Here is a 26,577-nt window from a genome sequence, read left to right on the forward strand (position 1 = left end):
TACTTAAAAAACAGTTTATATTAATTTATTCCAACAATAATAATTTTAATATAAATTAATTTCTGTCAAAATCAAAGGGGGATATATTGGTATGAAGATAACTGACGTAAGAGTAAGAAAATTAACAGAAGAAGGCAAGATGAAATGTATAGTTTCAATAACTTTTGATAATTTGTTTGTAGTACATGATATAAAAGTTATAGAAGGCCACAATGGGTTATTTATAGCAATGCCTAGCAGAAAAGTAGGCGAAGGAAATTTCAGAGACATAGCTCATCCAATAAATGCAGAAATGAGACAAGTTTTAGAAGATGCAGTTTTACAAGCGTATCATGAAGCATTAGTTCAATGGGAAGTAGCTGCTGAATAACAATAAATATAAAAATGGAGAGAGCCCGAACATTTAGGCTCTTTTTAAATGTAGAATTTGCATTAAAATATGTACTTTTTAGTAAAAAAGTGCTATATTATTAGTGATAATGTATATGTTGTATACAAATTGTTAAATAAATGTATTATAATGTATATTGATTGAGATAATAATACGAATAAAATTAAATTAGATTGAATGGAGTGTATCAATGAACTTTAAAGCTATAATCCTTGCCGCTGGCAAAGGAACAAGAATGAAGTCTAAATACCCAAAAGTTATACATAAAGTATGCGGAAAAGAAATGGTCAACCATATTATAGATGTTTCAAAAAAATCAGGTGTAAAGGATACTGTTGTAATTTTGGGGCATGAAGCGGATGTAGTAAAAGAAAAACTTGCAGAAGAAACTATGATAGCTATGCAAACAGAGCAGCTTGGAACAGGACATGCTGTAAAAATGGCTAAAGAATATATAAATGACGAAGATACAATAGTTGTACTTTGTGGAGACACTCCACTTATAAAGGAAGAAACATTAAAGAAATTATTTGATTTCCATATAGAAAATAAATATCATGCCACAGTTCTTACAACAAAAGTTGGAAATCCAACAGGTTATGGTAGAATAATAAGGGATAAGAGGGGAGACCTTCTTAAAATAGTTGAGCAAAAAGATGCAAATTCAGAAGAAAAAATGATAAGTGAGATAAATTCTGGGATATACTGTTTTAATGGAAAGAGTCTTAGAGAAGCATTAGATTTGTTAAATAATAACAATGCACAAGGTGAATATTATTTAACTGATACTGCTAAAATAATGAGAGATAAGGGCTTAAAAGTTGGAGCATTTGCAGGTTCAACTATTGAAGAACTTATGGGTGTTAACTCAAGAGTGGAATTATCAAAGGCAGAAGAAATTATGAGAAGAAGAATAAATGAATCTCATATGGTAAATGGAGTGACTATAATAGATACTAACTCTACCTATATAGAATCTGATGTTGAGATAGGTAATGATACTATAATATATCCAGGTGTTATGTTACAAGGGAAGACAAGGATAGGTTCAGATTGCATAATTGGAATGAACTCATCTATAACAAACTCAGAAATAGGAAATGGAACAGAGATAAAAAATTCAACTATACTTGATAGTAAAGTTGGAGATAATACTACTGTTGGACCATATGCATATCTAAGACCAAAAACTAACTTAGGAAACAATGTAAAAATAGGTGATTTTGTAGAGGTAAAAAATGCTGTTATAGAAGATGGTTCAAAAGCATCTCATCTTTCTTATATAGGAGATGCACATGTTGGTAAAAATGTAAATATTGGATGTGGAGTAGTATTTGTAAACTACGATGGTAAAAATAAATTTAAGTCAATAGTAAAAGACGATGCGTTTATAGGTTCAAATTCTAATTTAGTTGCACCAGTAGTTGTAGAAGAAAAAGGATATATAGCTACAGGTTCAACAATAACACATGATGTCCCAGATGGAGCTTTAGCGATAGCAAGACAAAGACAAGTTGTTAAAGAAGGATGGGTAGAAAAAAAGAATCAAAAAGATAACCAAGGTAAGTAATTATTTAGTTTATTATTTTGGCTAATAAAATTAGCTTGAAATTATTATAAATTATATTCATTAGGATTTTAAAATTTTCAGGAGGGTTACATAAATGAATACTAGCGGAAGCGAGATTAAAATTATTGCAGGTAATTCATCGAAAGAGTTAGCACAAAAAATAGCTGACTATATAGGTGTATCAGTGCTAGACTGTGAAGTAGGTACATTTAGTGATGGTGAAATATGTGTAAACATGAATGAGACAGTAAGAGGTTGTGATGTGTTTGTAGTACAATCTACTAATAGTCCAGTAAATGATAACTTAATGGAGTTATTAATCTTAATTGATGCATTAAAGAGAGCATCAGCAGGAAGAATAACAGCAGTTATTCCTTACTATGGATATGCAAGACAAGACAGAAAAGCTAAGGCAAGAGATCCAATCACTGCTAAATTAGTTGCAAACTTAATAACTGCTGCTGGAGCAGACAGAGTATTAACAATGGATTTACATGCAGCTCAAATACAAGGATACTTTGATATACCACTAGACCACTTACTAGGTGGAACAATATTAGCAAATTACTTCAATGAAAAGAAAATAGAAGATTTAGTAGTAGTATCTCCAGACTTAGGAAGTGTTACTAGATCAAGAAAATTTGCTAATACTTTAAATGGAGAAGTTCCAATAGCTATAATAGATAAGAGAAGACCAAAAGCTAATGTATGTGAAGTTATGAACTTAATAGGTGATGTTAAAGGTAAAAATGTTATACTATTAGATGATATGATAGATACAGCAGGAACAATAGTTAATGCTGCAAATGCACTTAAAGAGTTTGGAGCAAAAGATGTTTATGCTTGTTGTACTCATGGTGTATTATCAGGACCAGCTATTGAAAGAATTTCTAATTCAGAAATAAGCGAGTTAATAGTTCTTGATACTATACAACTTCCTGAAGAAAAAAGAATAGATAAGATACAGATAAAAACAGTAGCTCCTTTATTTGGAGATGCTATAAGAATGATATTCTCTAATGAATCAGTAAGTAAGTTATTTTAATTAATTAGATTTATAAGAGTTGCTTAAATAAGTTTTTTAAGCAACTCTTTTTTAATATCTAATTTATGTATTATTATAATTTATTGGAGTTGTATGCGTATATGTAAAAGTAAATGTTTCTCGTAAAACATGTAGATAAGTAATTAAAAAGTAAATTTGATAAAAAAAATAAAATTATGAATATTATGAATATAAAAAATATTTGGAAAAAGTATTGAAAAAATTTGAATTATGTAGTATTATGTAAATATAAATTAAAGAAAGAGGTGTTTCCAATGGGAAGGATTGAAGATGAACCCCTAATAATTAATTGATTCAGTCACAATCTAAAGTAAATATAAAAATCTATTGAAAGTTTATTTATAAGAATTGAAAATAGTATCTATTCTATATCTTTAGTGTTTGTGAGAGGGTTCTGGATTATATAAAGTTACTGTAAAAAAAGTAATTTTGCACGATAAGCATACCTATAAATGAAGAGTTTCATTTATATAGTGATTGTGACTGAATCATAACTGCAAGAATATAGAATGTTTATATATAGATGTTTTTAATAAAATACTATATTGTAATAGCTTTTAGCTTTCAAATAAATATTAGCAAAGGATGGAAATGACAATGATAAAACTAAATGAAAATTTATAAATATCTCCTTACGATATATGATAATTGTAGGGAGATGTTTCTTTTTTGTATATTATAATTATTTCTAGAAATTATGTTTGAATATGTTAAAATTTGGTATATATAAATAACATAAACTGTGTTGCTAAAATATGGTAACTATTATATAATATAAGTGGATATATATCTCTATTATGAGTTATATATCATTCTAAATTTAATAAAATAGAAACGTTGATGTATGTTCTGTAATGTGGGCACCTTGGAACATATTGAGTTAGTGGTGCAACCGGCTATGAAATTGTATTTATTTAAAGATACTTTTATTTTCATAGCTTTTTTTGTTCAAAGAAATAGTTATATGTCATAAATAAATCTGGTTAGTACGTGTAAATAATTTTACTTAGATTTTTAACCAGATATATTATAAGTAAGTATTAATTAAAAAAATTGAGGGGGAATAAAAATGAAGTTAAGAAAGAATAAAAAAGGTTTCACTTTAGTGGAATTATTGGTAGTAATTGCAATTATAGGGATATTAGCAGTAGTAGCAGTTCCAGCTTTATTTAGTAATATAAACAAGGCTAAGGTAGCAAGCGTTGAGTCTGATTATAGTTCAGTTAAGAGTGCAGCATTGTCTTATTATTCAGATACAAATAAGATGCCCGCTACAACATCTGTTGGTAATTTAGACAAATTAAAGGAATATATGGATACTCTTCCTGATAAAGCAGATATAGGTGGGGTATATCAATTACTTTTGGTTGATAATAAGTTAGTATTAAAGATAGGTAAAACGAGTGATGGAGCTACATTAACAAAAGCACAATCAAATAAGTTATTGAGTGATTTAGGTTCAAATAAAATATATACAGATGATAAACTAGAAAAACCTTTAGAAAAAGATTCAGAAATAAAAAATGGTGTTCTATATATAGTACTTATAGATAATGCTGAGATGGACTCAGAGACTAAGTAAGGTTCTATATTCATTAAGTAAGATATTATAAATTCAATGAAAGATATAATAAAAAAGACAGGAAGAAAATCTTCCTGTCTTTTTATACTATTTTATTTAATACCCAATCATAAATGATGGTATAATTAAAATAGTAAAGGAGTGAAATCTGTGGCTAAAAAAGTTAGAATAGGAGACAAACTGGTTGAAAAAGGATACATAACAGAAGACCAGCTTAAATGGGCATTATCAGAGCAAAAAAACAGTGGAAAAAGACTAGGAGAATTTCTAGTACAAGAAGGACTTATAGATAGTAACTTATTAATAAGTGTATTAAAAGAACTTTTAGATATAGAAAGTGTATTTTTAGAAGGAACAGAAATAGATACATTAGCTACAAAGATGGTTCCAGAAAATATATGTAAAAGATATACTGTATTTCCATTCAAAATTGATGGAAATAAAATATGTTTAGCCATGTCAGACCCACAAGACAGAGAAGCAGTTCAAGATGTAAGACGTATGTCAGGTAAAGATGTCGAAATATTTATATCGAGTGCAGATGACATAAATAAATCAATAGGTCATGCTTATGCACATTCAGAAATAAATAAAGCAATGACTGAATACAACAAAAACAAGACTGGTGGAATTAGAGAAACAGTAATCCTTGAAGAGGATGTAAATGCTGCTCCAATAGTAAGACTAGTAAATAATATACTAGAAAATGCTGTTAGAATGGAAGCCAGTGATATACATATAGAACAAAGTGAAAATTACATGCGTGTTAGATTTAGAATAGATGGAATGTTAAGAGAATATATGAGGATGAACTCTGCTCCATACAAGGCAGTAATAAGTCGTATAAAAATAATGTCAGATATAAATATATCTGAAAAGAGGATTCCACAAGATGGTAGAATATATTTAAAAGTAGATAATAAACCTATAGATTTTAGGGTTTCTACAATGCCAACCAATAGGGATGAAAAGATAGCCATGAGGGTACTTGATAAGAGTAATTTTATGGTAAGTAAAGAAGTACTAGGAATAGATGAACATGGATCTAAGATATATGATGAGTTAATAAATACCCCTTATGGGCTTATATTAGTTGTTGGACCTACTGGAAGTGGAAAGACAACTACATTATATTCAATGTTAAATCAATTGAATACAGAAAATAGAAATTTATTAACAATAGAAGACCCTATAGAGTATGAACTACCTGGTGTAAATCAATCTCAAATAAATGAAAAGGCAGGGCTGACTTTTGCCAGTGGCCTTAGAGCTTTTATGCGTCAAGACCCAGATATAATAATGGTTGGAGAGATAAGGGACACAGAAACTGCTGAAATAGCAATTAGAGCTTCTCTTACAGGACATTTAGTTTTAAGTACATTACATGCAAATACAGCAGTTGGAGCCATTTCACGTCTTTTAGATATGGATGTGGAAAGTTTTTTGATAACTTCATCTCTTTTAGGAGTAATATCTCAAAGACTGACACGAAAAATATGTGAGCATTGTAGAGTTTCATATGAAGCAGATACTGGAGAAAAAAAGGCTCTTGGTATTGATGTAAACGAATCAGTGACTATTTATAAAGGTCAGGGATGTGAAAGATGTAATAATACTGGATATAAGGGACGTCTAGGTATATTTGAAATGCTTGAAATTACACCAGAAATAAAAGAACTAATAGATTCATCTGCAAATCAAAGAGAAATTTTAAAGCTAGCTAAAAAACAAGGTATGGTTAGTCTAAAAGAGGATATAGTTAAAAAGGTTTTAGGTGGAAAGACAACAGTAGAAGAAATGATTAGAATAATTTTGATGACTGATTAAAGGATGATATTATGAAAAGTTTTAAGTACACAATAATAAAAGAGGATGGGAAAAAGCAAACTGATGTGATTGAAGCTAATGATTTTAATGAAGCTAAAAGTCTTCTTAGAAAAAGAAATCTTAGAGTTCTTGAAATCAAAGAAAGCAAGAGTAAAAACATAAGAATATCTTCTAGAAAAAGAAAAAAAGACTTAGGTGCTGACCAGATAAGCCACTTTTGCAGACAGTTTGCTATTATAGTATCTTCTGGTATAAATAGCATCTCTGGATTAGAAACATTAGCAAGGAGGTCAACTAATGTTACATTAAGAGAAGAAATAAATCGTATAGTAGCAGAGATAAAAGTAGGTTCTACTATTGCTGACTCAATGCTTGCACCAAAGTCTAAGTTTCCAAAGTTACTTGGTGCTATGGTAGCTACAGGTGAAGCTACAGGTAAGCTAGACGAAGTGTTAAAAAGCATGGCGTCATTTTATTCAAGTGAGCATAGAGTTAAGCAAAAACTTAGAAATGCAGCTACATACCCATTAATAGTTTTGATTTCTTCATTTATAATGATTTTTATATTTACAGCATTTATGGTACCTAAGATGATTAATTCAATTACAACAGTAGGTGCTACTCTTCCACTTATAACAAGGATTGTTATGGGATTTGGTACGTTTATGAAGACATTTTGGCCAATAGTACTTTTAGCTATTATATTGTCTATTTACCAATTTAAGAAGTATCTAAAAACACCAGTTGGTAGAGCTCAAAAGGATAGAGTTATAAATAAAATTCCTGTCTTGGGAAAAGGGATAAACTGCATGGTGGCTACACGATTTTCAAGGGCATTGTATCTATTTGTATCAACAGGATATCCATTAGTTCAAGGGCTCGATTATATCATAGATAGTGTAAATAATACTATGGCAGAAAAGATTTTAACATCAGCAAAAGATGGAATAACAAGAGGTGAAGGTTTAGCAGAAAACTTAGAAAGATATACGTATTTTGATTCAGTTTTAGTGCAGATGATAGCAATAGGGGAGCAGACAGGGGAATTAGAAAATATAAGTAGACAGATGGCCGAATTCTATGAATATGAATCCGAAATTTATCTAAATAGAATGGCATCAATGATAGAACCTGTTTTAATAATTGCAGTTGGTATTATAGTTGCGGTACTGGTTGTATCAATATTCATGCCAATGCTTAGTATATATGATGCTATGTAGGAGGGAAAACAACAAATGAATAAGGTTTACGTATCATATTATGGTGATTCTATATCCATAGTTGAAGGCAGATACAAACATGATAAAGATAAGTTTTATATAAAAAACTTTAATGTATTTTCAATAGAGGATATTGCTCAAGATTTTTCTAAAGAAAAGTATGCTCTATTGAGATATGCATTAGAAAATGTAAAGTTAAAATCAAAACACATAGTGTTTTGTTTGAATACAAGAGAAGTAATTCTAAAATCTCAAAAGTTGCCTAAAATGGATAAAAAAGATTTAGATGGATTTATGAAGCTAGAAATGGATGAGATGATGGCTTTAGAATCAGATGAGTATGTATTTTCATATGAAGTATCTAGTGAGATATCTGATAGGTCAGAAGGCGAAGAGGATAGTTTAAATCTGATTATTGGAGCTATAAAAAAAGAAGAAATAAATGCAATTGTAGATATAATACATGAATTTGATTTGGTATTGGATAGAATAGATACATTATCAACAGCTTATTTAAGAATTCTTAAGAGCCTAGATTACAATGATATAATGGTGACAAATATAAGCGATAACAGCACAATTATAAACATATATAAGAAGGATACTTTATTTATCAGTGATAATATACCAATAAGAATAACTGCTAAAGATATGGAAATGCAATTATTAAATGTAGTCGAAGAGTCAAAAGGACTTATGAATTACTATTCGTCAAGAAACTTTGGTAAGGTAACAGATACTATATTGATATTGGGAAAAAGGTACTCTAATAAATTAATTTATGAGGCTTTTAGTTCTGCATTTTCAAACCATGTTTCTCAAGGTCTTACAGAGATAATGGATATAGCTGATATGGTATCTGGTGATATAGATGAAGATGATATAAATTCAATTGTAGAACTTTTAGGTTGTATGATAGAGCCTAAAGGTAAAAAAGATTTTGAAAATATAAATTTTCTACCAATGGATATACTCAGAAAACAAATGAAAGCTAAACAAATAAAAAGTGTAATGAAGATAGCACCTGTAGTTATTTTAGTTATTTCTATTCCATATTTATGTTTAATTTTTTCAAACAGCTTAGCTAATAAAGAACTTGAAAATGTAAATGATGAAATTAGAAATATTGAATCTGCTTACTATCAAATTGGAAATATAGAAAAAATGATACAAAGCAAAACAGAAGAAATAAAGGTGTATGATATGTTAATTGGGAAAAAGGTTAAATGGGAAAATCTATTGGACGATATAGATAAAAATACTCCAAGTAGAGTTGAATTGACAAGCCTATCAACAACATATCAAGGTGTAGGAACAACTAATAAAACTGAAAATTCAGATAACAGCAAAACGAATACAAGTAAATCAAATAATGATGAAGCTAAAACAAGTACAAATACAAAAAGTAATAACAGTGAAAGTAAAAATAGTAATGACTTAAATGAAGATAAAACTGTAAATGTGGCAGAGGCATTGAATGGTAATGAGGAGTCTGATAGTAATACAGAAGCAGATGATAAGACTCCATTATATGATAAGATACCAAATGTTTTGAACATAGAGGGAAATGCTAAGGATTCTTCTTATGTAGGGCAATTTTTATATAAATTAAAGGGATTGTATTATTTTGAGGATGTCAAACTGCATAGTATAAAAAGCAATGGAGAGGATTCCAACTATACATTTAATATGACATTATACCTGAAAGAAGGTGTATTAACTAATGAATAAGGATATATTTAAAAAAGATATAAAAGATATATTTAAGATGGAAGTTAGTCTAAAGGGAATTCTTATGAAAGTTGTAATTTTACTTGCTATTTTATCCTATGGATATTTTGGGCTTTATCCACAATATGAGAAATATGTTTCTACAAAAAATTCTGTAAAACAAGCTACACAGAAATTAAATACATATAAAGAAAAAACAGCTCTTATGCCAAAATATGAAAAACAACTTAAAAGTATTGAAAATGAATTAAATGAAAAAAGTAAAAACCTATTATATGATATGCAAGATGGTCTATTTCTAATTGGTTTAGACAAGAAAATGAAAACATATAATATTGACTTAACTAGCTATGATGTTGGAAACATTAGAGAATATGAACATTTTTATGGAATATCAACAACAATAAGTGTTAGAGGAGACTATAGAAATGTAAAAAAATTGATGGCTTATTTAGAAGAGCAAAAAAATGTTACTCAGATATTAGATTATACTATGACTTCATATATAGAGCCAGAACAGGAAGAACAAGAGACAACAAGTAATAAAGATTTAATCAAAAATGTGAACATAAATAAAGATACAAAAATATATTGGGTAGAAGGCGAAGATAAATGGCATTTATATAATGACTGTCCATTGATAAAAGAGGGAGAAATTCTTAAGAATGACAAACTTTTAGATAGGTCTACAAGTTATCTATGTAACACATGTGTACTTAGAGCTGCAACAGAAAAAGAAACAAAAAAAGAAGTGGCGACTCCAGAAGCAGAAGGTGTAGTAGAGGCTACGTTTAAATTTATAATGTATACTAAAGAAAATACTACAATGGTACTTGATACAGATAATCCATCTTCATGGAGACCAGGAAAATATAATCCATTTAAATCTAGTGCGAAATAAAACCAAAGAGGTTTTAAAGATAGGTGATGAGCTTGTACAAAAATAATGAAAAAGGTCTTACTTTATTAGAAATAATAGTGGCTGTATTTATACTGACTATAGTTTTAAGCATTTCATATAAAGTATTTAATGGTATAACATCAGCAGTAAAAAAACAACAAATCATTACAGATGCTCAAGTAAATATTAATTTAATTAATAAATATTTAAATAGAGATTTAGAAAACTGTAAGGATGTAACTAAGAATAATTCAGGTAGTAATTATGAATATAATATAGAAACTCCAGAAAATACAGTCAAGTATGAAGTATCTATAAAAACCAAAAACAATACAGGGGTATACTCTGTAACAAGAATTCAAGAAAATACAACTAATACTGAAGATGTGCTTAGAGAAGAAATAATCTCTAATCAGCCATTAGTTCAAAACAATAAAGAAATGAAGGAAACACCATTTAAAATAGAAAAACAAGCTGATAAATCTATTTATACTGTAAGTGTATATTATAATGAATCAGCTCAAGAAGGCCAAAAAAATAGCGACTTAAATAATAAGACTTATACATTTGATGTTATGTCACGAATTGGGTAAATGGTAATTTATTTAAAAAATAAGTGGGTTGATAAAATATGGGTAAAAAGAGTAATGAAAAAGGATTTTCTTTAATTGAAGTATTAGTAGCTATGGCGATTATGGGAATTATACTATTTGCATTTTTTAATATTATCAATACCAATGACAAAGCCAACACTAAAAATGAAGCAGATATAAGTTCCTTAAATTATGTTCAAAGTGAAATCGAGAATTTAAGAGAGAAAATAAAAAGTAGAACATTTGATTTTGACAGTTTAGATAAACGAAAAGATGGGACAGTGGAATATGAAAAATTAATAGATAAATCAAATAAAGTTGTATATGATAAAGTACTTAACAAGGATGATGTGAGCTTGTATGATACTCCATACAAAGAGATTACAACAATAGAAGATAAAGATGGAAATATAATTGACAAGGAAAGCATTACAAACAAAGTAAAGGTTATTGTAGAAGATAAAAACGGTCAAATATATAAAATAACTGCAACAGGGAAAAGCATGAATGACTATTCAAGTAAAAAAGAAGTTAAAATTGTAACTGAAATATTTAAAGATAAATAATTTTACTTGGGGGTGAGATTTTGAGGAAGTATAATAAGATAAAAAATGAAAGAGGAGCGGCGTTAGTTTTAGTTTTGGTTGTAGTAGCATTACTTTCTATTGTAGGGGTTACATTTTCAAGTCAAATAGCTAATAGAATAAAGTCTACTAAGACTACTAATGAAGGTATACAGGCCAAGTATTTAGCAGAGACGTGTGTGGAAAATAGTGTTGATAAAGCATATGAAAATTTATACTCTAAACTTGAAAAAATGGATAATGAGCTTAAAAGTGAAAATCAAGAAAAATCAATATCAAGGTCAGCATTAAGGAATATATCAGATACAAATTCTAATAATCAAGATGAGGAAAATCTTCCAGCAGAGAGACTAGGTTATATGAATAATATAAAGTTTTATTTAAATAATGCTGCTCCAGATTTAGAAAAAGCTAGTATAGAGTTAAAAAAATTACAGGGTTTAAATATATTTGATGATAGGGATATTGAATATATAGCTGAAAATATTCTTTCACATAGAGATTCTACATTAAAAATTTGTAAGACTTATACTTCTGGAGATATCAGTAAAATAAATGAAAGTATTTTGGTTGGAGATATAGATTCAACTACATTACTTCAGGCAAAGTTAGTAAATAATGATATTCTTTTAAAAATGTTTTTAGAAGGAAATAAAGTTGAAAATGAACATTTAAATGGGACATTTTCATACACTTATAAAGCTTTAGATAGTATTTCTTTGGCAATGCAAAATATGATTGAATACAGACATACATTTCATATTGATGAACCAAAAGTAGAAATATCTGATGGAATTCCAGATTCTCAACAATATTATGACTTAATACAAAATCCTATAATAAATGGTAAGAAATATAACTGGAATGACAAATGGGATACATTAGAAAACTTGTTGAAGCTTTTGCCAAATCAAACTGAAGGATTTAATGCCTTAAGAGTTCACTTAAGAAACAATGTAAAGAAATTTGAAAAATTAAGTGATAATATATCCAGCGGTAAAAAAGATACAGCAGAAGATTTTTTAGAGTATAAAGAGTTATTGTATGAAATATCAGATCAATGTAATCAGTTAAAAAGTAAGTCTTATGAGAAAATACCTGTTAAATATGATAATATGGCTTTGATAACAACTTTTGATTATATACAAAATGAGCTTTTAGCAGAGATAAAGTGCAGGTTAAAAGAATTAAAACCTCAAGAAGTTGATAAAACAGAAGAAATTACTATAAAGATTCCTTTTTATAAAGCTGACTACGACATGACAAAAGAAGAATGGCCAGAACTAAAAGAAAATGGATCAGGGTCAGAGTTAAGTTTAGTCGTAACAGGAGATAAAGATGGAATAAAAGAAGTAGAAGTTAAAGATGGACAAAAAAACATTATTGGCTTAGGCGTTGAAGAAAATTCGAATTTAAAATACAAAGTTGAAGCTATTGTAAATTTTAATCTAAATATAGATACAAATGTATTAGGGGATTATGATATAAAAGATAAAGTTTCAATTAATCATGATATAAGCTCATATAAAAAAGTAAACTAAATATAAGAAAAGATAACTTAGTATAAATGAATAAGTAATAAAATAACTTTATATATTATTTATTACTAAAAAAGTAAGTAAACTAATAGAAGATATGGAGAATAAATATTATGTATATTTATGATTTATTAGAGCAAGGTATAAGTTTAAACGCATCAGATATACACATAACAGTTGGTACAAATCCTGTAGCTAGAGTAAAAGGAGGATTTGTAAAGCTAAGTGAACAAATCTTGACACCAGAGATAACAATACAAATGGCCAAAGACATAGCAGGGGAATCTATGTTTAAAGTAATAGAAGAACATGGAGAAGCTGACTTTTCAGCTTCTCTAAAAACTGGAGAAAGATTCAGAGTAAACTCCTATAGACAAAAGGGAAATTATGCAATAGCAATAAGAACTATAACAGCAGAAATACCAACTTTTGAGAAATTAGGGCTTCCAGAAAACATAAAATCCTTTACTGAAAGACATAAAGGATTAGTTTTAGTTACAGGGCCTACAGGAAGTGGTAAAAGTACAACACTTGCAAGTATGATAAATATAATAAATGAAACACAACAAAAACATATAATTACGCTAGAAGACCCAATAGAGTATGTTCATAACCATAAACAAAGTTTAGTAAACCAAAGAGAAGTAGGAACTGATACAGAAAGTTTTCACTCAGCTCTTAGAGCTATTTTACGTCAAGACCCAGATGTAATACTGATAGGGGAAATGAGAGACCCTGAGACTGTGTCAATAGCATTAACAGCCGCAGAAACAGGACATCTAGTATTTTCAACACTACATACAGTTGGTGCTGCTAAGACAATAGACAGAATAGTGGACATGTTCCAGCCAGCTCAACAACAACAAATAAAGACTCAATTGTCTACAGTTTGTGAAGGGGTAGTATCACAACAATTACTTCCTACATCAGATGGGAAGGGTAGGATAGCTGCAATTGAATTGATGTTTGCAACACCAGCAATAAAAAACTTAATAAGAGAAGGAAAAACATATCAAATTCCAAATATGATACAAACTGGAGTTAAAGCAGGTATGAAAACTATGGATCAAGATTTAATGGAACTTTATAAAAGTGGAAAGATTACAAAAGATATGGCACTTAGTAGATGTACTGACCAAGAATTTATGACTAGAATGATAGGTGGCGTAAGTTATAATGGAAATTATAGTCGTTAATTTATATGTATTTGTAGTTGGGTTAGTATTTGGAAGTTTCTTTAATGTTTGTATTTTTAGGATTCCAGAAGGTATATCTATCTCTAAACCTCCATCTCATTGTATGAGTTGCAATACTAGACTAAAACCTATAGACTTAATACCAGTTTTTAGCTATTTAATGACTGGTAGAAAATGTAGATATTGTGGTGAGAAAATTTCTAGCAGATATGCTATAGTAGAGCTAATTACAGGAATTTTATTTTTAACAGTGTTTATAGTTTATGGAATGTCGATATCTACTATTTATTATTTGGTTATTGTATCTTTATTAATTGTAATAACATTTATAGATATTGACCACTTTATAATACCAGATAGGATACTAGTTTTTGGAGCTATCTTTGCTATAATTTTTAATCTCCTACTAAAAGAAGTTTCAATTAAAGATTCAATTATAGGTGCTTTTGTATGTGGAGGAAGTGTTTGGCTTATAGTAGCTCTAATTGAATTTATAATAAAAAAAGAATGCATGGGCGGAGGAGATATTAAGCTATTCGCAATGTTAGGCTTATATATGGGTACTAAAAATGGTCTTTTAACAGCTTTACTGAGTGTTTATGTAGGAGCAGTATATGGAATTTGTGTGATAGTTTTGAGTAAGATAAAGGGAAAGAAATACAATTCTGTTATACCTTATGGGCCATTTATATCAATTGGAGCATTAATAACAATTTTATTTGGAAGACAATTGCTTGAATTTTACTTTTCTATACTTATGTAGATGATAGTTAAATTTAATGTAATTTTAATTTTTATAAAAGTGAATTAAAGTAATCAATAAGGACAATATTATTATTAACCCTACTACAGAGTACTGTAGACTATGGAGTATATAATAATAATTTCCTTATTTTTTGCATATTTGATAAATAAATCCTTATATATTTTGTGTGATGGATTAAAGAAAAATTCGTATAATATGCTTTTTATTTACATAATAACTGTAGTTTTATCTGTATTAATATATCTAAAATTTGGGATTAGTGCAGAATGTGTACAATATATAGTATTAATTCCATTTTTAATAATTATATCTATTATAGATTACTACACAATATATGTATATGATATAACAATAGTTAGTGGTATAATAGTTCAAGGTGTAATTTTTTTAATTTTTTGCAATATAGTGCAAATTGACTATATAAGTCATATATTTGGACTGGCAATAGGTTTTATTATACCTTATATTATTGCTAAATTTACAAAAGGATTAGGCTATGGAGATGTAGGTCTCTATAGCTTATGTTGCTTTGCATTGGGAAATAATTATGGATTTTATGTGATAGTTTTATCATTTATTTTAGCATTTTTGTTTTTTGTTATTTTATATGGAATTAAAATTTTTAAAAATATAAATATAAAAAAACAAATTCCTTTTACACCATTTATTTCTTTAGCAACAATTATAACAATATTTACAGAGTATAATATATTTGATTTTTATTATAGTTTGTTATATAAATTTCTATAACAGGAGGTAAAAAATGTACGTAGTAGTAGGGTTAGGAAATCCAGGAAAAAAATACGAAAAGACTAGACATAACGTTGGATTTGATGTCATAGATATTCTTGCAAAAGAATACAACATTAGTGTTACTAAAATAAAACACAAAGCTTTAATTGGCGAAGGTAGAGTAGGTACTGAAAAAGTACTACTAGTAAAACCACAAACTTATATGAATTTAAGTGGAGAAACATTAATAGATATATATAAATATTATAAGGTAGATTTAAATAATATAGTAGTAGTGTATGATGATATAGATTTAGATGTTGGAAAGATACGCATAAGAAAAAAAGGAAGTGGTGGTACTCATAATGGAATGAAATCTATAACGAAGTGTTTAGGTTCAAATGATTTCCCAAGAGTAAGAGTAGGTGTATCTAAGCCAGAAATTGGCCAAGACTTAGCAGATTTTGTGCTTTCTAGATTTAGAAAGGAAGAATCTGATAATATAAATGAAGCACTAGAAAAAGCGGCGTGTGCTGTTGACTCAATAATAAGAGAAAATATAGACATGTCTATGAACAAATACAATGGATAGTGAGAGGGAGATTTAAATGAATGATGTTTTTTTATATCCTTTGCAGAACTCAAAAGAGTATAAAGATATAATAAACTGCATAAAAAATACAAAAGGCTCATTATTGGTTAATGGACTTTTACCAGTACAAAAACCTCATATATCATATTCTATGTTTAATGATTTGTCACGACAAATGATTTTCATCACAAGTAGTGATTTAGAAGCAAAAAAAGTATATGAAGATTTAAATTTTTATGTTGGGGATAAGGTCGAATATTTAGGATTTCAAGATATTTACTTTTATCATTTAGATGCAAAGGACAGAAACGAAGAAGCAAAAAAATTAAAGGTATTGTTAAAACTAGCAAAGAAAGAAAAAATAATTTTAGTGACTTCTATTGAAGCAGTTTTAAGAAAATATATACCAAAACAAGTTTTACTTGATAGTGTATCTCATTACAAAGTGGGGGATAGTTTAGATTTAGAAAAATTAACTGAGAAGTTAGTTTCTTTAGGATATGAAAGAGTTTCAAAAATAGAGGGGTTTGGTCAATTTAGTATAAGAGGTGGAATTATAGATGTATTCTCACTTGAGTATACAAATCCGATTCGTATGGAATTATTTGATGATGAGATAGATTCCATACGAACTTTTGACGTATTTTCTCAAAAATCAATTGATAAGTTACAACAATTCTCTATAACCCCTTCAAGAGAATTTATTTATCCAGAAAAAACTACAGATGCATTAGTTAGATTAAAAAAAGAAACAACTAAAAATACTGATGAAGGAACCTTTCAAAATATAGAATATATATCAAGTAAGACTTATTTTGAAGGTGTAGAAAACTATATAGATTATATCTATCCAGAAGAAAACAAAAGTATATTTACGTATCTAGCAGATGATGCAATAATATTTATCAATGATATAACAAGACTTAAGGAAAGATGTGAAAATTACTTAAATGAGTTTAGAGAAAATTACAAATTAAACCTTGAAAGAGGTTTAGCTATTAAAAATCAAGGAAAATTATTATACCATTATACAGATTTGGAGTACCTAGTGAAAGACAAGTCTGTAGTTTTAAATTCACTATTACCAAAGTCTATAAATAACTTTTCTGTAAAATCCATAATAAATTTTGAAAGTAGAGAAGTACCTACATTTAATGGAAAAGTAGACTTACTTGTAGAAGAATTAAATCGGCTGAAATACAATGGCTATAAAATAATTTTGGCTACAAATACATTGGAAAGAGCAAATAAATTAGGAAAAGATTTATTGGATAAAGGCTTAGAAACGACTGTTTCTAAAGATAGAGATATTGAAATTAAATCTTCTCAAATTGTAATTGTACCTGCACATATAAATAGTGGTTTTCAGTATAAATCTATAAAATTTGTTGTTATAACAGATAATGAAATGATAGGTGTTTATAAAAGAGCCTCTAAGACTAGTAATAAAAAAGCCAAAAAAGGAAAGAAAATAGAGTCATTTTTAGATTTAAGCGTTGGAGATTATGTAGTACATGAAAATAGTGGTGTAGGTAGATACACAGGAATTGAACAGATTACAGTTAATGCCATCAAAAAAGATTACATGAAAATAGTTTACCAAGGTGGAGATAATTTATATGTACCAATAGACCAGATGGATAAAGTACAAAAATATATTGGTGCAGAGGTAGAAAAAGTTAAGTTAAATAAGCTTGGAACTAATGAGTGGACAAAGGCAAAGGCAAAAGTCAAAAAAGAAATTGAAGATATGACAAAGGACCTAATTGAACTCTATGCAAAACGTGAAAAGATACAAGGATATAAGTTTTCAAAAGATACACCTTGGCAGGCAGAGTTTGAATCCCTGTTTCCATATCAAGAAACAGAAGACCAGTTAAAAGCAATAGAGGAAACTAAAAATGATATGGAATCAAGTAAAGTAATGGATAGACTTGTCTGTGGAGATGTTGGCTATGGAAAAACAGAAGTAGCAATTAGAAGCATTTTTAAGGCATGTATGGACCAAAAACAGGTTGCAGTATTAGTTCCAACAACAATACTGGCTCAACAGCATTACAATACATTTAAAGAAAGATTTGAAAATTATCCTTTAAGAGTGGAAGTTTTAAGTAGATTCAAGACTCCAAAGCAACAAAAGCAGATTATTGAAGATGCTAAAAAAGGGTTAGTAGATATTCTAATTGGTACTCATAGAATAATATCTAAAGATATAAATTTACCAAACTTGGGTCTTGTGGTTATTGATGAAGAGCAAAGATTTGGTGTAAAACACAAAGAAGCTTTAAAGAAAATTAAATCTACAGTAGATGTGCTTACACTTTCAGCAACTCCTATACCAAGAACCCTACATATGTCTTTAAGTGGGATAAGAGATATGAGTGTTATAGAAGAACCGCCACAAGAAAGACATCCTGTAATAACATATGTTACTGAGAGTAAGGAAAGCGTAATTCAAGATGAAATAGAAAGAGAATTAAGCAGAGGTGGACAGGTATTCTTCGTATACAATCGAGTTGAGCATATTGAAGAAATGGCAAGTATGATTCAAAAGCTTGTGCCAGATGCTAGAGTAGCTGTTGCACATGGAAGAATGACTTCTAAATCACTAGAAAATATAATCTTAGGATTTTTAAATAAAGACTATGATGTGCTAGTATGTACTACAATAATAGAAACAGGCATGGATATATCCAATGCAAATACCATGATTATATATGATGCAGATAAAATGGGATTAGCTCAGTTATATCAGTTAAGAGGTAGGGTTGGAAGAAGTTCCAGACAAGGATATGCATATCTCATGTATGAAAAAGATAAGACTTTAAGTGAAATAGCAGAAAAAAGATTAAAGGCTATTAGAGAATTTACAGAATTTGGTTCAGGTTTTAAAATAGCGATGAGAGACCTTGAAATCAGAGGGGCTGGAAATATTTTAGGTTCTCAACAACATGGTCATATGGCAGTTATAGGTTATGATTTATATGTCAAAATGCTTAATGATGCAATTAAAAAGGTTAAAGGTGAACCTATTGTTGAAGAAATTGATGTTGAAATAGATTTAAGTGTAAATGCATATATTCCAGACAATTATATTAAGGATGAATTGATTAAGATTGAAATGTATAAGAAAATTGCTTCTATTGAAAATAGAGAAGATATGTTGGATATACAAGAAGAACTTGAAGATAGATTCTCTGATATACCTAAACCAGTACAAACACTACTTACAATAGCTTATATAAAATCGTTGTGTAAGATATTAAAAATAGAAAAAATTAGACAAGTAAAAGATGAAATATTATTAGTTCCAATAACAAAGTATAGAACTAAACAAAAAATAGGTTATAATATAGTTACAGAATTAGAAGAACTGTTAGAAAAAATGTGCAAGGTTAAATAACTTGTAAATTTAAGAAGGGATGTTTTAAATTTGAAAAAAGTAATAACGTTAGTAATAGCTATGATAGTTGTAGTATCAATAACAGCTTGTAGCGCAAGTACAGATGGAACTGTAGCAACAGTAAATGGTACAAAAATATCATCAGATGAATTTAAAAAAACTATAGCTCTTTATAAAGATTCTATGGAACAAACTTACGGAAAAGATATATGGGATAAAGAAGTTGAAAAAGGAGTAAAGTATAAGGACAAGTTTAAAGACTTAATTCTTGAACAACTTATAACTACAGAAGTTATATATTCACAAGCTAAAAAAGATAACTTACTTCCTAAAAAAGAAGATGTTGAAAAAAGTTTTAAAGATTTAAAAGATGCTATGAGTAAAGATGAAAAATATAAAGAGCAACTTGAAAAATTAGGTATAGATGATACATTTTTAAAAGACCAACAAGAAAAAGATTTAGCTATGCAAAACTATCAAGCTAATTTTACTAAAGAAACTAAAATATCAGATGAAGAAATGAAAAAATACTATGATACACATAAAGACGAATTCAAAAAAGATGAGGTAGAAGCTTCTCATATTTTATTAAAAACAGTAGATGATAACAACAAGCCACTTTCAGAAGCAAAAAAGGCAGAAGCCAAGAAAAAAGCTGAAGAAGCCCTTAAAGAAGTTAAATCAGGTGAAGATTTTGAAAAGGTTGCAAAGAAATATTCACAAGATGCTTCAGCAAGTGATGGTGGTAAATTAGGATTCTTCTCAAGAGGTCAAATGGTTGCTGAATTTGAAGAAGCAGCGTTTTCTATGAAAAAGGGTGAAGTATCTAACTTAGTTGAAACTCAATATGGATACCATATAATTAAAGTAACAGACAAAGTAAATGAACAAACACCATTTGAAGATTCCAAAGAAACTATAAAAGACCAATTATTAAAAAACAAATATCAAGAGAAAATAGAAAAATTAACTAAAGAAGCTAAAGTAGAAAAAGATGAAAAAGTCATAGATACAATCACAATTTAAAAACTAAAAAAATAGTAATATGCTTAAAAAAGCTATATCTGGATAAGATATAGCTTTTTTTGTATATTTTTCTTAACAATGGTAAAAATAAACTTAAAGTAATTTATGGAGGGATTAAAAAATATGAAAGCAACAGGTATAGTTAGAAGAATAGATGATCTTGGAAGGGTAGTTATCCCAAAGGAGATAAGAAAGACATTAAGAATTAGAGAAGGAGATCCTTTAGAGATATTCACAGCAAAAGATGGAGAAGTCATACTTAAAAAATACTCTCCAATAGGAGAATTAAATGAATTCTCTCAAGAATATGCTGAAACATTAGCAGAAGTACTAGGATATGGTGTATTAATAACAGATTTAGATTCTATAATAGCTGTATCTAAACTTCCTAAAAAAGATTATAAAGAAAAAAGTATAAGTGATGAGTTAGAAGCAATAATAAGTGAAAGAACAGTAAAATACTCAAAAGATAAAAACATTTTACCTTTATTTAAAGAAGACCAAAAGGAATATATTAGTCAAGTTATTATGCCTATAATTAGTGCATCTGGTGACTGTATAGGTTCGATTGTAGTTGTTTCAAAAGATAAAGATACAATTGCAGAAAGTGAAGAAAAATCTTTAAAAATAGCTGCTAACTTTTTAGGAAAACAAGTTCAATAATTTTATCATAAAGACCTTTTACATGAAGGTCTTTTGAAGTTTTTGTTTAAAATATTGAATATAGCATTAAAAATATGGTATATTAAAGTTTGTTATATAAACAGTATGGAGGTTATGTTATGAACAATAACAAAAACAAAGACTCCTTTTTAAAAGGAGCCCTTATACTTGGGCTAGCAGGTGTAATCGTAAAAATAATGGGTGGATTTTTTAGAATTCCCCTTGGGAACATGATTGGTTCAGAAGGAATGGGATACTATCAGGCTGCATATCCTGTGTACACTCTATTTTTAACATTAGCTACTGCTGGATTCCCAACAGCTGTGGCAAAATTGGTTTCGGAAAAAGTTGCTATTGGAAATTATAAAGGTGCAAATAAGATATTTAAAGTATCGCATACAGTTTTATTTATAACTGGTATAATATCGTTTTGTATATTGTTTTTTGGAGCCGACTACATAGTAACAAACATAATGAAAAATCCTGGTGCATTGTACTCTATGAAAGCTATTGCTCCAGCTTTATTATTTGTTCCAGCGATGTCAGCATATAGAGGATATTTTCAAGGTAGACAAGACATGACTAAGATTGCTGTGTCTCAAGTTGCAGAGCAATTTTTTAGAGTTATATTAGGTCTTACTTTGGCTTACTTACTTATGAAAAGTTTTGGGCAAACTTTAGGAGCAGCAGGTGCTATATCAGGAGCTACAATAGGTTCAGTAGCATCTATGGTTTATCTTATGTTTGCTTATATGCTAGGAAGAAGAGAACGTAGAGCTGAGATAGATGCGAGTCAAAGATTCAAGGATGAACAAGTTTCTTATATCTTTAAAAAGCTTTTAACAGTTGCTATTCCAATAACAATAGGTGCATCAGTAATGCCACTTGTAAATATGATAGATAATGTTATTGTAATAAGAAGACTTATGGAGGCAGGCTTTACATATAAAGTAGCAAATTCAATGTTTGGTCAATTGACAGGTATGGCAATGGCAACCATAAATTTACCAGCCGTTATAACAACTGCAATGAGTATGAGCTTAGTTCCAGCTATTTCTAAAGCATATGCATTAGGTAATAAATCGAAGGCTAGAAAAGATACTAAAAGTGCTGTTAAGGTGACTTTACTTATAGTATTACCTTGCGCATTTGGTATGGCATCATTAGCAATACCAATAATGGGTCTTTTATTTCCACATGAGCCATCATCTGTAGGAACTATCTTGTTTACTCTTACTCCATGTGTATTGTTCCTAGGATTAATACAAACATTGACAGGTATAATTCAAGGAATGGGAAAACCAATAGTTCCCGTAATTGCTTTATGCGTAGGTATGTTATGTAAAATTGTTATAAGTTATACATTGACAGGTATACCAGATATTAACGTATTAGGTTCAGCTTTTGGAACAGTTACAGCATACTTTGTGGCAGCTATGATTAACTTATTATATGTTAAAAAGTATATGAATGTAAAATTTCCTAAGAAGGAATTTATAATAAAACCATTTATAACAGTTATGACAATGTTTATAATAGTTAAGTTGAGTTATGGTGCTTTAGTTGGATTATTGGGTAATAGTCTATCTACAATAATCGCAATAGGTGTTGGTGGGATTGTATATGTAGTAGTTATACTTGGAATAGGTGGAATTAAAAAAGAAGAGATATTAACTATGCCAAAAGGTGATAAATTATATAAATTGTTAAAAAAAGTTAAACTTATAAGATAATATAGGAATATATATGCAAATAAAGGAAATACTATACAAATAGTAAAGCTCCTTATTTGTATAACAATACAAAAATAAAGTGAAAATTGCTAATGGGAGTGATGTTATGGGTAAGATAAGTATTGTAGGGCTTGGACCAGGAGATTATTCTCTTATAAGCCAAGGTGTACTGGAATCTTTAAAAAATAGCCCTAGAGTCTTTTTTAGAACAGAGAAACATCCAATAATTGATAAGCTTAAAGAAACTATACAATACACTTCTTTAGATTATTTTTATGAAAATGAGGAAAACTTTGAGAGTGTTTACTTAAAAATATCTGAATTTATTATAGAAGAATCTATAAAAGGTGATTTAGTATATGCGGTTCCTGGTCATCCAAGAGTCGCAGAAAAGACTGTAAGTATAATAGATAGACTAGCCAATGAAAAGCACATAAAAGTGGAGATAGTGCCTTCTATGAGCTTTGTAGACGCTATGTTTAACTATTTAGCTATAGACCCATCTGATGGATTTAAATTGATAGATGCTTTTGAGATAGAAAACTCGTATATAGATTTAGATACAAGTATGATAATAACTCAAGTTTATGATAAATTTATAGCATCAAATGTAAAGTTAAAACTTATGGAATATTATGACTATAATCAAGAAATATGTATAGTAAATGGAGCAGGTGTCAAAGATTTAGAAAGTAAAAAGTTTATAAAATTATGTGAATTAGACAGAAATGAAAACTTTTTTGACTATTTAACTAGCTTATATATACCCAAAAGTTCTAAAAAGATGTATAATACAGTACATGACTTAGAAATAATAGTTAATACATTAAGAAGTCCATCTGGATGTGAATGGGATAAAAAACAAACACATCAATCATTAAAAAATTCTGTTATAGAGGAAGCATATGAACTTTGTAATGCAATTGATAATAATGATATAGATGAAATGGTAGAAGAGCTAGGAGATGTTCTCCTGCAAGTTATATTCCATTGTCAGATAGGTAATGAGGAAGGCTACTTTGATTTAAAAGAAGTGGTAAATGGTATATGCAAAAAATTAATTCATAGACATCCTCATATATTTAATGGTGTAAAACTAGATATGTCTAAGTTTGAAAAAACTTGGGAAGAGTTAAAGAAAGAAGAAAAAGGCGAAAGCACTGTAACAGATGGCCTTAGAAGAATACCAAAACATTTACCAGCTCTTATGAAGGCTAGTAAAGTTCAACATAAAGCAGCTCTTGTTGGCTTTGATTGGGACAATGTAGAAGATGTATTTAAAAAAATTGAAGAAGAATATCAGGAATTACTTGACGAACACAGGGTCGGGAATATAAAATACATAAAGGAAGAACTAGGCGATTTATTATTTTCGATAGTAAATCTAGCTAGATTTTTAGACATAGACTCAGGAGAAGCCTTGAACTGTACTACAGATAAATTCATAAATAGATTTGAGTTTGTAGAAAAAAGTGCAATGAATTTAAATAGAAAATTAGAAGACATGACACTTGAAGAGATGGATGAATTTTGGAATCAGGCTAAAAAACAATAAAATTGTGGAAGGAAATTTGTCAAAAATCTAGAACTTTTATCAGAAAGATAGGAGTCTATATTATAAACATTTTTAGGAGGTAAATATCGTGAATAAAGCTGAATTAGTATCAAAGATGGCAGAAAAAAGTGGGTTAACAAAGAAGGAAGCAGAGGCTGCGTTAAACGCATTTATGAGCTCTGTTCAAGATGCACTAGTAAATAATGAAAAAGTTCAATTAGTTGGATTTGGAACATTTGAGACAAGAGAAAGAGCTGCTAGACAAGGAAGAAATCCAAGAGATCCAGAGCAAATTATAGATATACCAGCTTCTAAAGCACCAGTTTTCAAAGCTGGAAAAGGATTAAAGGATACAATAAATGGATAATTAGAAATCTTGTGAAAAAGTGTGGATAAATTTGCCACACTTTTTCTATAGAGCTAAGGAAGGTGATAATTATGAGATTAGATAAGTTTTTAAAAGTATCTAGGATTATAAAGAGAAGAACTGTTGCTAAAGATGCATGTGATAAAGGAATTGTAACTATAAATGGAAAAGTCGCTAAATCTTCTTCAGAAGTGAATATTGGAGATACATTAGAAATACAATTTGGAGAGAAGAAGATGAAGCTTAAGATAAATGAAGTAAGAGAGCATGTATTAAAAAATGATGCGAAAGAAATGTACGAAATTTTAGAATAAAATTAATAGTCCTCTAGTATATTAATAGTAGTATTAGTGAAATATTTACTGGGGGGATATTATGGAACAGAACATAACTTTGAAAGATAGATCAAAGCTGGTTATTTCAGGAGTTGAGCACATATATTCTTTTAATGATAAAAGAGTAGAGCTTAAAACCTCTGTAGGCGAGATGGTAATTGAAGGCGAAAACCTAGATATGAGCAAGCTAAGTATAGACGAAAATATAATTAGCATAGATGGAACTATAAATTCTATGGTATATGCAAAGCCTAAAAAGCCACAAGAAAGTTTTTTGAAAAAGGTATTTAGATAGATGATACCCTTTACTCAAGATGTAAGTATTTTCTACGCTACTATTTATGGTGGAATACTCATAGGAGTGTTGTTTGATTTTTATAGAGGACTGAGAGGCAGTTTTAAATTCATCAATTATTTTGCAATAATTTTTGATGTATTGTTTTGGTTTCTAGCAACCATTATAATATTTATAACAATAAACCTTACAGAGTTTTTTAATTTAAGATATTACCATTTTGTGGCTTTGTTTATTGGTTTTATTTTATACTATAACACCATAAGTAAAATTGTTTTATCAATTATCAATAAAATAATCCGTTTTGTGAGGAATTCTTTTAAAAAAATTACATACTACATAGTCAGTTTTTTAAACAATTTGTATTACGTTATAATCTATTCACTACACCTACTATTTGATATTATATTTTATATACCAAACATATTTATGGCAACAAAGAAAAGTATAAAGAGAAAATCAAATAAAAAATCAAAAAACAAGAAAAAATCAAAATCTAAGAAAAAAACTAAAACTAAAAAAAGGGTGTAGGAAAAATGAACTTAAGAAAAAAATTTTCAGGACAAATTATTGTTATCAGTTTATTTTTAGGAATATCAATTTTTAGTATAATGACAGGGTTTGTATTTGAGTATGAAAAAGCTAAGGAATATAAAACAGAAATAGCAAGTCTAAATAAACAATTAAAAAAGACTGAAATACAAATAAACAGCTTAAAGAAAGATGAAAAATCATATGAAGGAGACTTAGAAGAAATAGCTAGGAAAAGATTAAACATGGTAAAGCCTAATGAAACCGTTTATGTAGATATAAATCGTTGATTAAGACTTGCTAATAAGTCTACAAGGTATTGATTTTAAAATTTAAGATTAAATAAAAAAGTCATTCAGTTTAAGGATGACTTTTTATTT

25 protein-coding genes and 1 riboswitch are annotated in these 26,577 nt (G+C 28.8%); all 25 genes read left to right on the plus strand.

Translation table 11 applies throughout. From position 1 onward, the window contains the following. Positions 1–91 precede the first annotated feature (91 nt). The 25 genes from spoVG to KGF50_RS02560 all read left to right on the plus strand — a co-directional run bounded on the left by spoVG (position 92) and on the right by KGF50_RS02560 (position 26,487). Complete coding sequence (gene spoVG, locus KGF50_RS02440) at positions 92–370, plus strand: septation regulator SpoVG (protein WP_003421453.1); 279 nt, start codon at positions 92–94, stop codon at positions 368–370. Positions 371–581: 211 nt separating this feature from the next. Further along, positions 582–1,961, plus strand: a complete 1,380-nt coding sequence (gene glmU / locus KGF50_RS02445; protein ID WP_227846656.1) for a bifunctional UDP-N-acetylglucosamine diphosphorylase/glucosamine-1-phosphate N-acetyltransferase GlmU — start codon at positions 582–584, stop codon at positions 1,959–1,961. A 94-nt stretch (positions 1,962–2,055) separates the two neighbouring features. Then, the gene (locus KGF50_RS02450) at positions 2,056–3,006 is read left to right on the plus strand and encodes a ribose-phosphate pyrophosphokinase (RefSeq protein ID WP_227846657.1); all 951 of its coding nucleotides are present in this window, start codon (positions 2,056–2,058) and stop codon (positions 3,004–3,006) included. A gap of 842 nt (positions 3,007–3,848) precedes the next feature. Next, positions 3,849–3,934, plus strand: a riboswitch (cyclic di-GMP riboswitch). 162 nt (positions 3,935–4,096) lie between these two features. Further along, positions 4,097–4,609, plus strand: a complete 513-nt coding sequence (locus tag KGF50_RS02455; protein WP_227846658.1) for a prepilin-type N-terminal cleavage/methylation domain-containing protein — start codon at positions 4,097–4,099, stop codon at positions 4,607–4,609. 150 nt (positions 4,610–4,759) lie between these two features. Further along, entirely contained in the window at positions 4,760–6,436 is a 1,677-nt protein-coding gene (locus tag KGF50_RS02460) for a GspE/PulE family protein (RefSeq protein ID WP_227846659.1), read from the plus strand. 11 nt (positions 6,437–6,447) lie between these two features. After that, a complete protein-coding gene (locus tag KGF50_RS02465) occupies positions 6,448–7,656 on the plus strand; it encodes a type II secretion system F family protein (protein WP_227846660.1) in 1,209 nt (402 codons plus the stop codon). Positions 7,657–7,671: 15 nt separating this feature from the next. Then, on the plus strand, positions 7,672–9,387 hold the full coding sequence (locus KGF50_RS02470) for a PilN domain-containing protein (protein ID WP_227846661.1): 1,716 nt from the start codon (positions 7,672–7,674) through the stop codon (positions 9,385–9,387). After that, a complete protein-coding gene (gene pilO, locus KGF50_RS02475; protein WP_227846662.1) occupies positions 9,380–10,288 on the plus strand; it encodes a type 4a pilus biogenesis protein PilO in 909 nt (302 codons plus the stop codon). Before KGF50_RS02470 ends, pilO begins: the two co-directional genes overlap by 8 nt. 26 nt (positions 10,289–10,314) lie before the next feature. Further along, the gene (locus KGF50_RS02480; protein ID WP_227846663.1) at positions 10,315–10,881 is read left to right on the plus strand and encodes a prepilin-type N-terminal cleavage/methylation domain-containing protein; all 567 of its coding nucleotides are present in this window, start codon (positions 10,315–10,317) and stop codon (positions 10,879–10,881) included. A 38-nt stretch (positions 10,882–10,919) separates the two neighbouring features. Continuing rightward, positions 10,920–11,447 carry a prepilin-type N-terminal cleavage/methylation domain-containing protein gene (locus tag KGF50_RS02485; protein ID WP_227846664.1) on the plus strand — a complete coding sequence of 176 codons (528 nt, stop codon included), beginning with the start codon at positions 10,920–10,922 and terminating at the stop codon, positions 11,445–11,447. 20 nt (positions 11,448–11,467) lie between these two features. Beyond that, a complete protein-coding gene (locus KGF50_RS02490; RefSeq protein ID WP_227846665.1) occupies positions 11,468–13,006 on the plus strand; it encodes a hypothetical protein in 1,539 nt (512 codons plus the stop codon). Between the two features lie 110 nt (positions 13,007–13,116). After that, positions 13,117–14,199 (plus strand): type IV pilus twitching motility protein PilT, encoded by a 1,083-nt coding sequence (locus KGF50_RS02495; protein WP_227846666.1) that lies wholly within the window; start codon positions 13,117–13,119, stop codon positions 14,197–14,199. Then, positions 14,180–14,962 carry an A24 family peptidase gene (locus KGF50_RS02500; RefSeq protein WP_227846667.1) on the plus strand — a complete coding sequence of 261 codons (783 nt, stop codon included), beginning with the start codon at positions 14,180–14,182 and terminating at the stop codon, positions 14,960–14,962. The genes KGF50_RS02495 and KGF50_RS02500 overlap by 20 nt, the downstream gene beginning before the upstream one ends. A gap of 165 nt (positions 14,963–15,127) precedes the next feature. Next, positions 15,128–15,715: a prepilin peptidase gene (locus KGF50_RS02505; RefSeq protein ID WP_227846668.1), complete on the plus strand. Its 588-nt coding sequence runs from the start codon at positions 15,128–15,130 to the stop codon at positions 15,713–15,715. A gap of 13 nt (positions 15,716–15,728) precedes the next feature. After that, positions 15,729–16,289: an aminoacyl-tRNA hydrolase gene (gene pth, locus KGF50_RS02510; RefSeq protein WP_227846669.1), complete on the plus strand. Its 561-nt coding sequence runs from the start codon at positions 15,729–15,731 to the stop codon at positions 16,287–16,289. Positions 16,290–16,305: 16 nt separating this feature from the next. Next, positions 16,306–19,692 carry a transcription-repair coupling factor gene (mfd, locus tag KGF50_RS02515; RefSeq protein WP_227846670.1) on the plus strand — a complete coding sequence of 1,129 codons (3,387 nt, stop codon included), beginning with the start codon at positions 16,306–16,308 and terminating at the stop codon, positions 19,690–19,692. A 30-nt stretch (positions 19,693–19,722) separates the two neighbouring features. After that, positions 19,723–20,718, plus strand: a complete 996-nt coding sequence (locus tag KGF50_RS02520) for a peptidylprolyl isomerase (protein WP_227846671.1) — start codon at positions 19,723–19,725, stop codon at positions 20,716–20,718. Between the two features lie 123 nt (positions 20,719–20,841). Then, positions 20,842–21,381, plus strand: a complete 540-nt coding sequence (locus KGF50_RS02525; RefSeq protein WP_227436300.1) for a stage V sporulation T C-terminal domain-containing protein — start codon at positions 20,842–20,844, stop codon at positions 21,379–21,381. Positions 21,382–21,500: 119 nt separating this feature from the next. After that, positions 21,501–23,114, plus strand: a complete 1,614-nt coding sequence (locus tag KGF50_RS02530) for a polysaccharide biosynthesis protein (protein WP_227846672.1) — start codon at positions 21,501–21,503, stop codon at positions 23,112–23,114. Positions 23,115–23,220: 106 nt separating this feature from the next. Next, the gene (mazG, locus tag KGF50_RS02535) at positions 23,221–24,669 is read left to right on the plus strand and encodes a nucleoside triphosphate pyrophosphohydrolase (protein WP_227846673.1); all 1,449 of its coding nucleotides are present in this window, start codon (positions 23,221–23,223) and stop codon (positions 24,667–24,669) included. Between the two features lie 88 nt (positions 24,670–24,757). After that, on the plus strand, positions 24,758–25,036 hold the full coding sequence (locus KGF50_RS02540; protein WP_227436295.1) for an HU family DNA-binding protein: 279 nt from the start codon (positions 24,758–24,760) through the stop codon (positions 25,034–25,036). 71 nt (positions 25,037–25,107) lie between these two features. Continuing rightward, positions 25,108–25,350: an RNA-binding S4 domain-containing protein gene (locus tag KGF50_RS02545; RefSeq protein ID WP_227846674.1), complete on the plus strand. Its 243-nt coding sequence runs from the start codon at positions 25,108–25,110 to the stop codon at positions 25,348–25,350. Between the two features lie 61 nt (positions 25,351–25,411). Beyond that, a complete protein-coding gene (locus tag KGF50_RS02550) occupies positions 25,412–25,666 on the plus strand; it encodes a YabP/YqfC family sporulation protein (RefSeq protein ID WP_003421411.1) in 255 nt (84 codons plus the stop codon). After that, the gene (yabQ, locus tag KGF50_RS02555) at positions 25,667–26,197 is read left to right on the plus strand and encodes a spore cortex biosynthesis protein YabQ (protein ID WP_227846675.1); all 531 of its coding nucleotides are present in this window, start codon (positions 25,667–25,669) and stop codon (positions 26,195–26,197) included. A 5-nt stretch (positions 26,198–26,202) separates the two neighbouring features. After that, positions 26,203–26,487 carry an FtsB family cell division protein gene (locus KGF50_RS02560; RefSeq protein ID WP_227436281.1) on the plus strand — a complete coding sequence of 95 codons (285 nt, stop codon included), beginning with the start codon at positions 26,203–26,205 and terminating at the stop codon, positions 26,485–26,487. The last annotated feature ends 90 nt before the right edge of the window (positions 26,488–26,577 follow it).

It is taken from the genome of Clostridioides sp. ZZV15-6598, from assembly GCF_020657705.1.
Classification (GTDB): Bacteria; Bacillota; Clostridia; order Peptostreptococcales; family Peptostreptococcaceae; genus Clostridioides; species Clostridioides difficile_F.

Coding starts and splice junctions, on each gene's coding strand:
- spoVG (WP_003421453.1), top strand. CDS start 92: ATGAAGATAACTGACGTAAGAGTAAGAAAATTAACAGAAGAAGGCAAG.
- glmU (WP_227846656.1), top strand. CDS start 582: ATGAACTTTAAAGCTATAATCCTTGCCGCTGGCAAAGGAACAAGAATG.
- KGF50_RS02450 (WP_227846657.1), top strand. CDS start 2,056: ATGAATACTAGCGGAAGCGAGATTAAAATTATTGCAGGTAATTCATCG.
- KGF50_RS02455 (WP_227846658.1), top strand. CDS start 4,097: ATGAAGTTAAGAAAGAATAAAAAAGGTTTCACTTTAGTGGAATTATTG.
- KGF50_RS02465 (WP_227846660.1), top strand. CDS start 6,448: ATGAAAAGTTTTAAGTACACAATAATAAAAGAGGATGGGAAAAAGCAA.
- KGF50_RS02470 (WP_227846661.1), top strand. CDS start 7,672: ATGAATAAGGTTTACGTATCATATTATGGTGATTCTATATCCATAGTT.
- pilO (WP_227846662.1), top strand. CDS start 9,380: ATGAATAAGGATATATTTAAAAAAGATATAAAAGATATATTTAAGATG.
- KGF50_RS02480 (WP_227846663.1), top strand. CDS start 10,315: ATGAGCTTGTACAAAAATAATGAAAAAGGTCTTACTTTATTAGAAATA.
- KGF50_RS02485 (WP_227846664.1), top strand. CDS start 10,920: ATGGGTAAAAAGAGTAATGAAAAAGGATTTTCTTTAATTGAAGTATTA.
- KGF50_RS02495 (WP_227846666.1), top strand. CDS start 13,117: ATGTATATTTATGATTTATTAGAGCAAGGTATAAGTTTAAACGCATCA.
- KGF50_RS02500 (WP_227846667.1), top strand. CDS start 14,180: ATGGAAATTATAGTCGTTAATTTATATGTATTTGTAGTTGGGTTAGTA.
- pth (WP_227846669.1), top strand. CDS start 15,729: ATGTACGTAGTAGTAGGGTTAGGAAATCCAGGAAAAAAATACGAAAAG.
- mfd (WP_227846670.1), top strand. CDS start 16,306: ATGAATGATGTTTTTTTATATCCTTTGCAGAACTCAAAAGAGTATAAA.
- KGF50_RS02525 (WP_227436300.1), top strand. CDS start 20,842: ATGAAAGCAACAGGTATAGTTAGAAGAATAGATGATCTTGGAAGGGTA.
- KGF50_RS02530 (WP_227846672.1), top strand. CDS start 21,501: ATGAACAATAACAAAAACAAAGACTCCTTTTTAAAAGGAGCCCTTATA.
- mazG (WP_227846673.1), top strand. CDS start 23,221: ATGGGTAAGATAAGTATTGTAGGGCTTGGACCAGGAGATTATTCTCTT.
- KGF50_RS02545 (WP_227846674.1), top strand. CDS start 25,108: ATGAGATTAGATAAGTTTTTAAAAGTATCTAGGATTATAAAGAGAAGA.
- KGF50_RS02550 (WP_003421411.1), top strand. CDS start 25,412: ATGGAACAGAACATAACTTTGAAAGATAGATCAAAGCTGGTTATTTCA.
- yabQ (WP_227846675.1), top strand. CDS start 25,667: ATGATACCCTTTACTCAAGATGTAAGTATTTTCTACGCTACTATTTAT.
- KGF50_RS02560 (WP_227436281.1), top strand. CDS start 26,203: ATGAACTTAAGAAAAAAATTTTCAGGACAAATTATTGTTATCAGTTTA.